The organism is Pseudomonadota bacterium, assembly GCA_022361155.1.
Classification (GTDB): Bacteria; Myxococcota_A; Polyangia; order Polyangiales; family JAKSBK01; genus JAKSBK01.
The window spans coordinates 1-13,808 of sequence record JAKSBK010000581.1 but is presented as its reverse complement, the minus strand read 5'-3'; the positions used below and the strand labels follow the sequence as shown (position 1 = coordinate 13,808).

Annotated in this window: 10 protein-coding genes; 5 read left to right on the top strand and 5 right to left on the bottom strand. The window is 66.5% G+C overall.

The features are described from left to right. Window position 1: 1 nt before the first annotated feature. The 3 genes from MJD61_21880 to MJD61_21870 all read left to right on the top strand — a co-directional run bounded on the left by MJD61_21880 (window position 2) and on the right by MJD61_21870 (window position 2,846). Entirely contained in the window at window positions 2-670 is a 669-nt protein-coding gene (locus tag MJD61_21880; GenBank protein MCG8557908.1) for an NrsF family protein, read from the top strand. 290 nt (window positions 671-960) lie between these two features. Further along, the gene (locus MJD61_21875; protein ID MCG8557907.1) at window positions 961-2,427 is read left to right on the top strand and encodes a hypothetical protein; all 1,467 of its coding nucleotides are present in this window, start codon (window positions 961-963) and stop codon (window positions 2,425-2,427) included. Next, the gene (locus MJD61_21870) at window positions 2,424-2,846 is read left to right on the top strand and encodes an RCC1 domain-containing protein (protein ID MCG8557906.1); all 423 of its coding nucleotides are present in this window, start codon (window positions 2,424-2,426) and stop codon (window positions 2,844-2,846) included. Before MJD61_21875 ends, MJD61_21870 begins: the two co-directional genes overlap by 4 nt. Before the next feature lie 32 nt (window positions 2,847-2,878). Here the strand turns inward: MJD61_21870 and MJD61_21865 are convergent, their stop codons facing one another. The 5 genes from MJD61_21865 to MJD61_21845 all read right to left on the bottom strand — a co-directional run bounded on the left by MJD61_21865 (window position 2,879) and on the right by MJD61_21845 (window position 11,672). Further along, window positions 2,879-3,079 carry a hypothetical protein gene (locus tag MJD61_21865; protein MCG8557905.1) on the bottom strand — a complete coding sequence of 67 codons (201 nt, stop codon included), beginning with the start codon at window positions 3,077-3,079 and terminating at the stop codon, window positions 2,879-2,881. Further along, complete coding sequence (locus tag MJD61_21860; GenBank protein ID MCG8557904.1) at window positions 3,076-3,903, bottom strand: PDZ domain-containing protein; 828 nt, start codon at window positions 3,901-3,903, stop codon at window positions 3,076-3,078. Before MJD61_21860 ends, MJD61_21865 begins: the two co-directional genes overlap by 4 nt. A gap of 306 nt (window positions 3,904-4,209) precedes the next feature. Further along, window positions 4,210-7,824 carry an AAA family ATPase gene (locus tag MJD61_21855; protein MCG8557903.1) on the bottom strand — a complete coding sequence of 1,205 codons (3,615 nt, stop codon included), beginning with the start codon at window positions 7,822-7,824 and terminating at the stop codon, window positions 4,210-4,212. Continuing rightward, window positions 7,821-9,086, bottom strand: coding sequence for a DNA repair exonuclease (locus MJD61_21850; protein MCG8557902.1), 1,266 nt, complete (start codon window positions 9,084-9,086; stop codon window positions 7,821-7,823). The genes MJD61_21855 and MJD61_21850 overlap by 4 nt, the downstream gene beginning before the upstream one ends. A gap of 231 nt (window positions 9,087-9,317) precedes the next feature. Continuing rightward, complete coding sequence (locus MJD61_21845; GenBank protein ID MCG8557901.1) at window positions 9,318-11,672, bottom strand: DNA internalization-related competence protein ComEC/Rec2; 2,355 nt, start codon at window positions 11,670-11,672, stop codon at window positions 9,318-9,320. Between the two features lie 251 nt (window positions 11,673-11,923). On the opposite strand from MJD61_21845, the gene MJD61_21840 reads away from it, so the two are divergent. Continuing rightward, window positions 11,924-12,466, top strand: coding sequence for a MerR family transcriptional regulator (locus tag MJD61_21840; GenBank protein MCG8557900.1), 543 nt, complete (start codon window positions 11,924-11,926; stop codon window positions 12,464-12,466). A 17-nt stretch (window positions 12,467-12,483) separates the two neighbouring features. Continuing rightward, the gene (locus tag MJD61_21835) at window positions 12,484-13,710 is read left to right on the top strand and encodes an IscS subfamily cysteine desulfurase (protein ID MCG8557899.1); all 1,227 of its coding nucleotides are present in this window, start codon (window positions 12,484-12,486) and stop codon (window positions 13,708-13,710) included. Window positions 13,711-13,808 lie beyond the last annotated feature (98 nt).

The window sequence follows — 13,808 nt, the reverse complement described above, 5'->3', positions numbered from 1 at the left end:
TATGGAAGTGCCAAGCCAAGACCTGCGTGAGGCTGTGCTGCGCAAAGTGGCTGCGGAGCCATCGAGCGTGCGCCGGGACGTCCGGCGCACGAACTGGTGTCTCGCCCTGATGGCGGTCGGCCTGATGGTTGCGGAGTTCCTCCTCGTCGGAGGTATTCGCGAGTGGGGAGCGCCCCGGCCTCTGTCTCTTCTGGTCGGGACCGCGCTAGGTACCGCAGCGCTCGCAGCGCCCGCGGCATGGCTTGCAGCTGCTCGCGGGCGGTCGAGCTTGGGGCGCCCGGCGGGGCTACTGCTGTGCGTGGCCTTGGCGACGCCAGCGGCCGTTTTCGTGTGGAAGACCCTCTACACCTCGTTGTTTGACTCGGGACTCGCCGACTGGCCTGACAGGTTCGGCAATAAGTGCCTCGCGATCTCCTTCACCATGGGCACGATTGCTCTGGTAGCGTGGGTCTATGCCAAGCGCGGTTCGGACCCCGTTCACCCGAGAATACTGGGCGCTGCGCTAGGAGTCGCGGCCGGCGCAGCGGCTGCAATGCTGGTCGACCTGTGGTGCCCCGTAGGGCATCCGCGGCACGTTGCGTACGGCCACATCCTCCCAATGCTCCTCTTGGGGGCTTTCGGGTTGCTCCTGGGCGCACGGTTCCTTGACCTGAGGTCCCGGCGCCCTTGAGTTGGCATCGCCGCTGATTCGCTCCCACTCGGCTGATCTCGACTTCGGTCCGCCGCCTTGTGGCCACGCTCGCCGACTCTGGAAGCAGGTGCTTCGCTCGTATCTCGGCGGAACTTCTGGTCCCGGCACGCGTAACCGAAACAGACGACAACAAACGCTCGAGCGGCGAATGCTCGCACTCGGGATGGCGTGTTTCAGATACCTGGCGTCTGGAAGGGCGGCAAAGAATGCTCGACAAGGAATTACCAAAGGAATTGCTACTAGTACCGCTTGCCAGGGGTTGTGATCGATTGGCGTCGAGGGCTGTCGGTCGCTGGCAAGGCGCACCGACGAAGACTGCGGTTGATTTCGATGCGGTGCAGCGCATATTCGAGGAGGTGCAACACCGCCGGCGGCCGTCAGAGCCGGCGGGAATCCAGCATAATCCCTGGCAAGCGGTACTAGTCCTGTTGCCGGCAGCGCTCAGCTTTGCGGGTTGCGGGGGCTCTGAAGCCGGCGACGCCGTGTGCGGGGACCCCGTATTCACTCCGGAGGAGATAACAGCGTACTCGAGGCTCTCGCCGCTGCCCGCCGTGCCGGTAGACCCGAGCAACAAGCACGCAGACGCTGCAGCGGCGGCAAGGTTGGGGCAACGCTTCTTCTTCGAGAAGTCCTGGGCCGGTCCCATCAAGGTCGCCAGCAGTCTTGGAGCGGAAGGCGAAGAAGGCAAGATCGCATGCCGAAGTTGCCACGATGGACCGGCATTCGACGACCAGCGTAGCCTTCCCAACAATGTCTCCTTGGGCACGGGCTACCACCGGCGCAACTCTCCGCCGGTGGTCAACTCCGCGTTCTACAAATGGACCAACTGGGCTGGGCGATTCGATGCGCAATGGTCGTTGCCCCGCGCAGTATTCGAAGCGGGTGTGATCTTCAATTCTACGCGCCTGCGCGTAGCCCACGTGGTGTTTGATAAGTACAGGGACGACTACAACAGTGTCTTTACCGGCACCCCTCTGGACCCCGCGCTTGGCTCCGGCTCCACGCGTTTTCCAGCGATGGGCAAACCCAAGAAGGTCGCCACCGATCCCGACGGCCCATGGGAGAGGATGAGCGCCGCGGATCAGGCCCACGTCAACCGGGTCGTTGCCAATGTGGGCAAGGCTCTGTCCGCATACATGCGTTTGCTCGTGGCGCGGGATGCTCCCTTTGACAGGTTTGTTGCCGGCAACGACGCGGCTATCAGCTCGGCAGCCAAGCGCGGACTCAAGCTCTTCGTCGGCAAAGCCAACTGCAATCGATGCCACGACAACGCGCACTTCTCGGACGACACGTTCCACAACCTGGGGATCGCCCAAAGTGGCATGAACGTGCCCGCGGAAGACCTCGGAAGATTCGGAGACCTGAAGGGCCTGCTGGGTGATATCTTCAACACGAGGGGCGACTTCAGTGATGACGCTACCTTTGGGGACACGAAGTTGGCCGGTCTAGCCGCCGATCCGCTCGCGGTGGAGCGGGGCAGATTCCGCACCAAGGGCCTTCGCCAGATCGCACTGACCGCCCCATACATGCACGCGGGCCAGCTCGCCACGCTCGAGGACGTCATTGATTTCTACGACCGCGGGGGCGACGACACCGGCTTCGCGGGCGTCAAAGATGCGGTGATCGTGCCGCTGAATCTCGAATCAGGCGAAAAGGCCGACTTGAAGGCGTTCCTGGAGACACTCACTGGTGCCGACCTTCCCGCCGAGCTGACAGCCGACACCTCGGCACCATGAGAACCAAGTCCCAACGTTGTGGCGTTTCTTTTTCCGGCGGCAACGCTCCCTGGCAAGCGGTACCAGCTTTGTTGCTGGCAGCGCTCACGAGGCGAGCGCCCACGAGCTCGGCTCGCGCCGTCGGTACGCTCCTTGTGCTGCTTTGCGTGCCTGGCTGCCACGGCGCCCGCGATGGCTCGCTTGTGGTGCCGAACAAGATCGACGCCGGCTGCGATGATGCCGGTTCAGCAAGCGGAGTCGGCCCGGGCGGGGTGACGCATATGAGCCCCGAGGGTGGCATCGTCGCCGGCGGGGCCCACACGTGCGCGTGGCTCGCAGACGGCTCCGCACGCTGCTGGGGTAACAGCCGCCACGGCCAGCTCGGCGATGGCACCAGGACCGACAGCCCCACGCCTGTACCTGTCGTATTTCGCAGGTAGCAGGAGCAAGCTGCACATGGGGACGGACCTCGCTACAGGAGCACCAGCAAGGTTGTGCCAAGGACACGCTGGGCACCGCCACCGTCGTAGCCATCACGTCGAAGCCTCGCGGCTCGCCGACAGAAGTCGAGCTTGGCTTCGACGAGGGCCTGAAGACGGCGTCGTGCGCCAATACCGTCAACCTCTTCACCGTCCGTGGTGTCGCCGTCTTGACGTGGGAGCGCTGACCTCACATCGTGAGCCACAGATAGCCCGAGTCCAGGTTGACCTTGCGCGTGCGTCCGTCGGCTCCCACGACGCTCAGCGCGGCCTGTTTGTCTGCGGCAAGGGATAGCTGGCCGACCGCTGCCTGCTCGCCTAGCTCGGCAACGGCCTGCTCGCCGATGGCCACGATGCGGTCGTCGATCTTGATGCCTGCACGCGCCGCCGGCGAGTAGGGCTCGACCTCGAGCACCCTCAGCTCGTCGCTATGGACCTCGAACAACCGGATGCCGATGCCGCGGTGCGCCTTGGCCCGGTGCAGCGAAAGCGTCACCACCGCCATGCTGCGAAAGGACAAACGCGTGCTCGCGCCAATCACCATCGACGCCGGCAGACCCCGCCGCTGCATGACACCGATGGGATCCGCCGAGGGGCCGTCATCGTCCCAGAGCTCGAGCTGCAAACGCGATCGGCGTGTGATGTGGATGTTGCGTGGCAGGGGCGAACGCCATGCCGGCTGCAGCGTGTCGGGCCGCGTTGGGCTTCGCCACACTTCGCGACCGTCGATCTGCAGGCGAAAAAAGGGGTCGGGCTTGCTGCCGTCATCGTCCCAGCGGTGCCCCGATGCCTTGCGAGGCGGGACATCGGCGCTCTCGAGCCGCAGCTCCCAAAGGTTGTCGGGCCGGTCCGCCGCTTTGATGGTACCTACGGCGGGCTGGACGCGGGTCGTGCGCCGCGGGTACGCACAGCCGCCGGCGGCCGCACTGGAAAACGCAAGCAGCAGCGCGGCCGCCGACACGTAACGGCGAGGCGTGTGGCCAACACATGTCAGCGTATCGGGCGTATCCGGTTTCATGAGTGGATCCAACCAGAACGACTCGAAGCGGGATGACTCGAGGCGGGATGACTCGAGGCGGGATGACTCGAGGCGGGATGACTCGAAGCAATCGTAGCATGAGACTCCGGCTTATCCGGAATATCCCGCGATTGGACAATTCCATCGACCCGTCCACGGGTACCCGAGGCCGAAGACAGGGGCCGAGGCTGAAGACAGCGATCCCGATCCGTGCCAGATCCCGTGTCGGATCCCGATCCCGATCCCGGCCCAGCACCGGACCCAGCCCCTGCTCCTGATCACGGGCCCGGGCCCTCAGGCGACGTCTTACGGTCCGAGCGGCAGCGCCGGTTGCGCGGGTCTGGGCTGCGTCGGCTCGGGCAGGTCCCGCTCGAGCAGCAATTGCCGTCCAACCGCCTTGCGGGCCAGATCCACGACCTGGGTGTGGTGAGTGAACAAGAGCACCTGCGTGCGCCGGGTCAGGTCCGAAAGCACGCGCAGCGCCGCGGCAGCGCGCTTATCGTCGAAGTGCACCAATGCATCATCGAGCACCAGCGGCAATCCGCAGCCGCGCGCGGCATAGCGTTCGAGGCTGGCCAGTCGCAACGCCAAGTACAGCTGATCGCGCGTTCCATCGCTCAAGCCGTCTACGGGCACCTGGACTCCATCGTTGCGCTCGCAGCGCAAGGCGGTCCCTCCGCGGCTATCGACCGCGGCATGAACCTGCGTGTAACGGCCCAGCGTGAGCGCTTGCACAAGCTCGCTCGCGCGCGCGAGCAGGGGCGCCTGATACTCGTTGCAATAGCGCTCGATTTCGCGCTCGAGCACGAGCGTGGCGAGTCGCGCGCGCAGGTAACCCCGGGCGTGGGCCGCGACTTCGGCGACGCAGTGCTGCACCTCGGCAGCTGCCTGAGCCGCCGATCGGTCCTTTTGCAGAGCGAGCCCGGCCTCGTTCCTCACCAGGATCTCGCTCGCGCGCTCTAGCTCCTGCTCGATCTGCTCGAGCTCGCTCTCCGTTTCCGCGCTGCGCACGCCGACCGCATCCACATCGAGGTCGCGTGTTTCGGCCAGCAGCGTCTCGAGGCCAGCCCCCTGACCGGCGGCCAGCAGTTGAGCCTCGGTCTCCAAAAGCTCCGAGTCCAGTCGCAGAGCAGCCTCCGATTGCTGTTCGGCGAGCTCGAGTCGCTCGATGCTGGTGGCGCGGGCCGCCTGCATGAGCAGCGCGAGGCCCCGCTGTGCCTGAGCTTCGCGGCCGCTCAGCTCGGCTAGGAGCTCGCGTTTGTCGGCGAGATCCTCGTCCAGGCGCCGCCTCGCCTCCAAGCGCTGCTTGTGGTTTCGCTGCATGCGCAACAAGCGCTCCGCCGCGACTTCGGGCTGCAAATCTCGAAGCTCCGGGCATGTCCGCTCCGCGAGCTCTCGCGCGCGCGCCAGAAACCGCTCGCCGTCGCGCTCCATGGCGCCGATGCGCCTCTCGAGGCGGTCGAGCTCCGCGAGCTTGCTTCGCACGTTCACGAAGGCGTCGAGCTCGGCCAACGCCTCGGCCGGCGTCGCCTCGGCCGGAATCCCAAGCTGCACGATCGCTTCCTTCCAGCTCGCAGACCACGTCGCGTGCGCAAGGGTGCTGTCGCCGACTTCACGCTCCAGGTCCCCTAGCTCGGCCTGCTCGATCTGGAAGCTCTGAGCGAGCATGCGCGCTTGCGACGCGCGCTGCTCCAGCTCGGCCACGAGCGCGAGCGCCTGGTCGATCACAGGACCCAGCGTATCGGTGGACTGCTCGGCCTGGTGGCACCGGCCCGCCTCGCCCAAGCGCTCGCGGAGCAACGCGCGCTGCTGCCGGCGCCGCGCGACCAGGCGTTCGAGCTCGCGATCGAGCTCGAGTTGGCGCATGGCCTGCGCTCTGAGCTCCTGAAATCGCGCCATCCAGCCGCGCATCTCGACCGGCGAAGCGGGTGACAGTCCGCGGGGGGACCACAGCTCGTTCCAGGCGCGCTGACCCGCCTGCTCGGACCCGGTAAGCTCCCGCTGTTCGGCTTGCAAGCGCTGGCTGTCGTTGTCATGGCGGCTTGTCGCGGCGAGCAGCCCGGCGAGCTTGGCCACGCGGCCGGCCTCTCTGCGCAGCCGGTCGGCAATCTCGTCTGTTTCGGCGACCAGCTGCTCGTAAGCGAGCACCCGATCGCCGCAAGCGGAGTCGCTGCCCTGTCCGGCCGGGGTCACCCGCTCGCCGGGCTGACACCCCAACGGCGCTGCCGGAATGCCCGGAACGTCGTTTCGCGCCGGCCGGCCCATGTGCGCCCGCAGCTGCTGCCACGCCCGGGCTCTCGCTTGACGGCGCTCGCCGAGCTCGGACTCCGTCGGCACGTCCCCCTGGCGGCGAAGCTCGTCGATCTGCTGCTGCGTATCCGACTTGCTGCGAAGCAGCTCGCGCTCGCGGCGAGTCAGCTCGGCACGACGCGCGTCGCGTTCCCGCTGCTGGCTTGCATGAAGCTCGACCGTCTCGATCCCCGGCAAGGCCAGCGCGACAAGCGCCGCGGGATCGGCGCTCGACAAACCGAGGCTCGCGGCCTCGACCTCGGTCCGGGTCTTGATCTGCTCGCGCTCGGCACGACGCTGCCCGATGATGGAGTCGATGTCCCCGAGGCCCTGCGCCGCGACGAGCGCGCGCCGCAACGGCTCGAGCCCTTGCACGGCCGGCAAGCTGCTCATTTGTGCTGCCAGCGCGTCCAGCTTGCGCCGCCGGTTGCCGGCGTTGCGCTCGAGTTGGGAGATCGAAGCCTCCAGGGCACCCTGTTCGTGCGCAAGCCTGCGAATCCGTGCCTGAAGCGCCGACGGCACGCGCGTCTCCCTGGCCTGATCGATGCTCCTTACGCAGCTGAGTCGGTCGAGCGACGTTCTGACCTCCTCCCGCAGCGCCTTGGCCTCGGCGCGCCGGCGTGGCAGGTCCGAGGCCGCCGCGCGGAAGCGGCCGAAATCCGCAGTCAGAGCCTCCATGGTAGGCTCGTCCACCTGAGCCAGCTCCTCGCGCACGACGAGCTCTCGCCTGCGCAGCGTGAGCGTGGCGGTATCCTGCTCCACGCGCTGGCGTTCGCTGAGACAAGCCAGCAGTTTGCGCTGCAGCTCGACTCGCTCGCTGCTGGCGCTGCTCGGCAGCAACACCACGTCGCCCAGCGCCGAGCGCTTCCCTCGCAGCTGCTGCAGTCGTCCCAAGAGCGGCAGCACCTGCCGCGCCCGCTCCAGGCCCTTGTGCTCCACGCGCAGCCGGTGCCGTCGCTGCTTCAGCTGCTCGATCTCGCTGCCGGCCTGGGCGATCGCCTGTTCTTGCTGCAGCCAAGCGTCAAGGCCCAGACCAGCCTTGCGGCTTCGCTCCTTGGCCTCACGCAGGCGCCGAAGCGCCACGTTGAGCCTGGGGCTCTTTCCGCGCGGACGAAACAAGGCATCCGATTCCCGGCGCAGCTCGCCCAGCACGTCATGCACCGCACGTCCTCCAAGCGACGCGTCGAACAAGCTCTCTCCAACGTCGCCTCCACCGCGCAGCAACGCATCCGCGCCCTCCCTCAAGCTGTCATGGCTCAGGCCGAACATGGCCCCAAAGAGCGATTGCGGCAGGCCTCCGAGGGCGCGCGTCAACACGGCCTCATCCATGGGTTGACCGGCGGGATCCAGCAGATCGGCGAAATCGCTCCGGCGCCGAACCAGGTGCAGCTCCGTGCCGTCCTCGAGTTCAAGCACGCCTCCGATGCGCAGTGCCGAGGCGGTATGCACCTGCACGTCGGTCGTCCTGCGGGGAATCCCGTACAGAAGTGCCGACACCGCCCGGAGCACGGTGCTCTTGCCCGCCTCGTTGCGGCCGTGCACGACGACGAGCTTGGGCCCCGGGGCTCGGAAGCTCAGGGTCAGGTTGCTGAACGGCCCAAACGCGAGCAACGCGAGCTCGAGCAGTCTCACGACCGTTCGTCCGCTGGTACCAATTTGCTGCGCAGCAAGCGCTCCGCGTCGTCCAGCAGGGCTCCAAGAGCGGACGGGCTGTCCAGGCGCAGGCCCTCGCCCTCGGGAGCCGCCCGCACCTCGGGTGGCAGCTTGCTGCGTAGCGGGCCGAGCTCGCTCATCAGCGCCTCCAGCGCCCGAGGCTCTCGCCTGAGCCGATGCATCGACCCGAGCAGGCGCTGAAGCACCTCCGCACCCTGGGTCGTGGGATCGCTGGCCAAAGGCCCGGGAACGAAGTCCAGGCGTTCGAGCCACACGCCGTAGCCGCCGAGGTCGGTCGCGAGCACGCGAACCTCGTTTTCCCATCGTTCCGGATCGGCCTCCAGGCGCTGCTGAAGTGCCCCGCTGCCCACCAGCGCGATCCGCGCGGCAAGGGTGCGCCCTTCGGCCGCTGCGGCGGCCCGCTCCAGGAGCCGGCGCGCGTGCTCCAGCATGTCGTCGGGGCTGCCGAGGTCGCTGAGGTCGATCTCCGAGCGGCAGAAGCGCACGACGTCCAGAGCTACGTGGTCAACCCGGCTCACCGCGCCGTCTTGGACCGTCACCAGCGTTGCGCCCTTGTCGCCCACCTCGCGCGCATGCCGGCCCTGCAGGTTGCCCGGAAACACGATCCAGGGGTCGGAGCACACGATCTCTCGCCGGTGCACGTGTCCTAGGGCCCAGTATGCGTAGCCCCTGTTGACCAGGGCTTCCGTGGTGCAAGGCGCATACGGATCGTGGCCGACCCGCCCGGTAAGGCACGTATGCAACAGGCCGATGTTGAACAGGCCCGGGATGGGCTCCGGATAGGTCGCGGCAAGATCCGCGGTGATCGCCCGCTTGGCGAAGCCCTGGCCGTGCACGGCGACACCCAGATCCTCGAGCGTGCAGGTTGCCGGCTCGAGCGGTGAAAGCTCATGCATACCCTCGGGCAGACGCAGGTGGCGGGTAATCTGGCTGGCAGCGTCGTGGTTGCCGCGGATCCACACGACCCGCACGCTCGCTTCTCGCAGCCGCGACATCTGCGCGGCGAAAAAGAGGCCTGTCGAGTAGTCCCGCCAGTCGCCATCGTACAGATCACCGGCCAGCAGCAAGAGCTCTGCCCGCTCCGCTATGCAGAGCTCAACCAGATTCTCCAGCGCTCGCCTCGTGGCGGCGCGGATCTCCTCGACTGGCGCGCCTTCGTAGCGCCTGAGCCCAACCATTGGGCTGTCCAGATGCAGGTCGGCAGCGTGAACGAACTTCAACGGCCACCTCCGGACGCTCGCGCCAGCGCATGCGCAGGCGGATCCGCCGATCGAGCCGAGGACCCGTTCGAAGGTAAGGGCCCGCGGAAGAATGACTCGGGTGTTTCGGTGAGGACTGGGCGCCGCTGGCGAGGCTCGACGACGAGGAGCATTGGGGATACTTCGAGGAGGAGCAACATAGCCAGCGGTGGTCAGAACCGGCGAAATGGATGGATTATTCTTCCGCGGGCCCTAAGGACCCATCTGCTCCCTCCAGGTCCGAACCCGGAGCTCGTTGCCGTCGCTGGTGACCACCACGCCACCGTCCTCGTCGGTGCGCAAGAGTCTGCGCGTTGCTGCCGTGAGGCGCTGTACTACCTCGGCGTGCGGGTGCCCGAAGCGATTGCCCCGCCCTGTGCTCAGCACGGCGAGCCTGGGTGACACCGCCGCCAGAAAAGTCGGATCGGTGGACGTACGAGACCCGTGGTGCGGAACCTTGAGCACATCCGCCCGCAGATCGATCCCTTGCCGCACGAGCGCCTTCTCGGCCTCGCGCTCGATGTCGCCTGTGAACAAGAAGCGATGGCGGCCAAAGGCGATACGAATCACCAGCGAGTTGTCGTTCAGATCGAGACCTGGATCGTAGCCGGGACACGGCCACAGCACCTCGATGCGGGCGCCGCCCGCCTGCCGAGGTCGATCGCAAAGCTCTCCTGGACCGATGACACGGGTTGCGCGCCCCCGCGCACGAGCGAACAGCTTGTCGGCCTCCCCGTCAGGCTGCTCGGCGCTGCCCTGCCCCGTGTCCCACAGCTCACCGATGGGTATGCGATCGACCAGCGAGGCAAGCCCTCCGTAATGATCCGGGTGTGGGTGGGTTATGGCAACCACGTCGATGCGGGAGCGGCGTCGTTCTCCCAGAAGCGGTAGCAGCGCCCGGGTCCCGGGATCGGGGCCGCCGCCTGGGTTGCCTCCGGCGTCGATCAGCATGGCCCGGCCGTCCGGCAGATCTATGAGTGCCGCATCCCCCTGACCCACATCCACGAAGGTGACGCGCAACACGTCCCGGGGCTGTCCCACATGGTGCTGCCACACTTCGAACGCGAAAAGGACAACCGTGGCCAGGATCGCGGCCCACACGCGCTTGGGCCAGCTGCGCAACGCCAGCAAGGTCAGCGCTGCGACGGCCAACACGGTGCCCTGGAGCGGGCTGAGCGGTGGCACATCGACCCCGGGCGCCTCACCGAACCAGCCGCAGGCAGCGATGAAGGCCCCGCTTGTGTGCTCCATGAGCCAGCCGGTGGGCCCAGCTGCACCGGGCGCCACAAGGGCCACAGCGGAGTGCAGCGCCGCAAGCGGGATCACTACATGGGCCGCGGCGGGAGCCAGAACGACGTTGGCAACGACGCCTATCAGCGGCAAGCTGCCAAAGCACCACAACACAATGGGAGCAGTGGCCAGCGTCACCCTGATGCTCAAGACCGCAGCCTGCAGCAAGCGGTCGGCGAAGCGGGCGCGACGAGCGGGAGCCGCGGACACGAGCGCGGCGGTTGCGACGATGGAGAGGAGAAACCCCGGCCGGGCTGCATCTTGGGGCGCAGCAACGGTGAAGGCGAGTCCGGCAGCGGCGGTCAAGGGCCCGGGTGCCGGCTTCCTGCCTGCGGCGACCAACAACCAGCCAAGCGCAGCCGTGATGGCGGCCCGCCACGCACTCGGGGCGCCACCCGCGAATGCTGCCACACCGAGCGCGAGCGGAGCCCCCAGCAGGCACGCCAGCCGCCGGGCCTCGAAGCGCCTCGCGAGCCACCCGCAGCGCAGCAGCAACAGGCGCAGCAGCGTCACGAGCACGCCGCTCATGATCGCCACGTGCAGCCCTGAAACAGCCAGGATGTGCGAGAGGCCTGCCTGCCGCACCGCCTGCCTGTCGGCGGTTTGCACCGCACGCCCATCGCCCAGGATGAGCGCGCGCGCGATGCCGGCCGTTCGCGGCTGCAGCGTTTTCGTGAGCCGTGTTCTCACGCGCTGCCTGAGCCTGACCAGCAGGCTCGGTGTCGAAATACCGACACTGCGCACGGGTGACACCTCAGGTATCCAGGCAAGGCCGTCAATAGGATGCGACGAGCGCGGCTGTCGGCGAGCCGTCGCATTGCGGAAGCTCGTGAGGGGCCGCACATGGGCCAGGAGCCAAACTTCGCTCCCCTCGAGCAGGGGACGGGGCCCGATGAGCAAGCGCGTGCCCGGCAACAGCGGGCGGTGGTCTGCCACCCGACTTCCTTCGAGCACCGTTGCCCGCGTGCTGGCCTCGTTGCCCGGCCCATGGCGAACCTGCTGCACCCTGAGCCGCAGCCGATACAGGCCGGCTTCCGGGTAGGCGACGCGAGGTTGTGGCGCATCGCCGAGGCTCAGCCCCGCCAGCAACGTCGCCAGCGACAGCACTCCACCCCACAGGTCCCAGCGCCTCGCGCCGGCACCCGCAGCAAGGAGAGCGCAGCACGCCAAGGCGAGCGCCGCGAGAGCGAGCTCGAGCCGCAAGTCGTGGCCCACGCTCCAAGCCGAAAGGAGCAACGCCAGCAGCCAGGCAACCGCTATCGGAACGATGAGGGACATGGCTCGGCCGCCGCCTGCGGGGTCCATCCCGCCGCGGACGGTTCAGCGCAACGCTAGGCACAAGTCATGCCAGCCAGAACGGGTCCAAAATTACTTCGCTTTTGGCCGGCATGGCCCGGCGGACACCTGGCGTTCGGCGGCGGGACGCCTCGCGCTTCCCTCGCGCTCCCGGTTGACATGGTCGATGCCCAGACTTACATATAGCCGTAGTCTAACCCTTACGCATACGTAAGAGTAAGTCGACTGGATCGATGACCTCAGGCCCCATTCAACTCGGTCCCGCCAGGCGGGGTGGAAGACCCGTTGCGCCCAGAATGCTGCGCGTCGGGGACCTCGCCCGCCAGACCGGCAAGACCGTACGAGCCCTGCACCTGTACGAGGAGCTCGGCCTGCTCGAGCCCGCCCATCGATCCAAGGGTGGCTACCGTCTGTACTACGCGGATTCCGTTCTGCGCGTCAGCTGGATCACGAAATTGCAGGACATGGGCTTCTCGCTGTCGGAGATCAAGGCCATCGTGGGGCAGTTCGAGGCCAGTAGCTCGGCACCCAGTGCCATGCACCAGATCGAGTCGCTGTTTCGCGATCGGCTGGCGGAGACACGCGCACAGCTCAAGCGCCTGCGTCAACTCGAAGGCGAGCTCGAAGCCAGCCTCGAGTATCTACGGACCTGCGGCACGTGCGACCCCCGGCGCCTGCTGAACGCATGCGGTACCTGCGAGCTCCACGAAGCCGCCGAAGAGGAGCCCGATCTTGTAGCAGGCTTTCGTGCACAGCAGAGCGCAGCCCGCGGCTGAGGAGAAGAGTAACGATCATGACCGTCAAGCTCCCCGTCTACATGGACTACCACGCCACGACACCGGTGGACCCGCGGGTGCTCGAGGCCATGCTGCCCTATTTCACGGAAAAGTTCGGCAACGCTGCCAGCCGCAATCACGTGTTCGGCTGGGTCGCCGAGGAGGCCGTGGAGTACGCTCGCGAGCAGATCGCCGAGTTGATCCATGCCCGCAGCGAAAAGGAGATCGTGTTCACCTCGGGCGCAACCGAAAGCGATAACCTGGCTCTCAAGGGCATCGCAGAATTCTACAAGGAGAAGGGTGACCACATCATCACGGCCAAAACCGAGCACAAGGCCGTGCTCGACACCTGCAAGCGGCTCGAGAAACGCGGCTTCAAGGTTACCTATCTGGACGTGAGACGCGACGGTTTGGTGGATCCGGACGACGTCCGCCGCGCTATTACGGACAAGACCATTGTCGTCTCGATCATGGCTGCCAATAACGAAATTGGCACAATCAACCCCGTTGCCGAAATCGGAGAGGTGACCCGCGAAAAGGGTGTTCTCTTTCACTGCGATGCAGTCCAAGCAGCCGGAAAAGTGGACTTCGATGTCGAGTCCATGAAGGTCGACCTGGCGAGCTTCTCCGCCCACAAGATGTACGGGCCGAAAGGCGTGGGCGCGCTGTATGTGCGCCGATCCAAACCCCGTGCACGCTTGGTTGCCGAGATGGACGGGGGCGGACACGAGCGAGGCATGCGCTCCGGTACCCTGAACGTTCCGAGCATCGTGGGCTTCGGTAGGGCCGCGCAGCTCGTGGCCAGAGAACGGCACGACGACGCCCAACGCCTGCTGAGGTTGCGGCAGCGACTGCATCAGCACCTGCGCGACCATCTCGACGAAGTCTATTTGAACGGTGCCGGCGATCCTCACCGCCTCCCCGGCAATCTCAATGTCTCGTTTGCTTTCGTCGAAGGCGAGGCGCTCATGATGGCGATCAAGGACGTGGCCGTATCCTCCGGGAGCGCCTGCACGAGTGCCAGCCTGGAACCGAGCTACGTGTTGCGCGCGCTCGGCGTCGGCGAGGAGCTGGCTCATAGCTCGATTCGTTTCGGCTTGGGTAAGTTCAATACCGAAGAGGAAGTCGACTACGTGGGTGAGCTCGTCGTTGAGCACGTGAAGCGCTTGCGTGACATGTCTCCCTTGTTCGAAATGCACCAGGAAGGTATCGATATGAGCTCGATCCAGTGGGAGGCCCATTGAATCATGGTCGCCGTGTTGAATCATGGTCGCCGTGTTGAATCATGGCCGCCGTGTTGAATCATGGTCGCCGTGTTGAATCATGGCCGCCGTGTTGAATC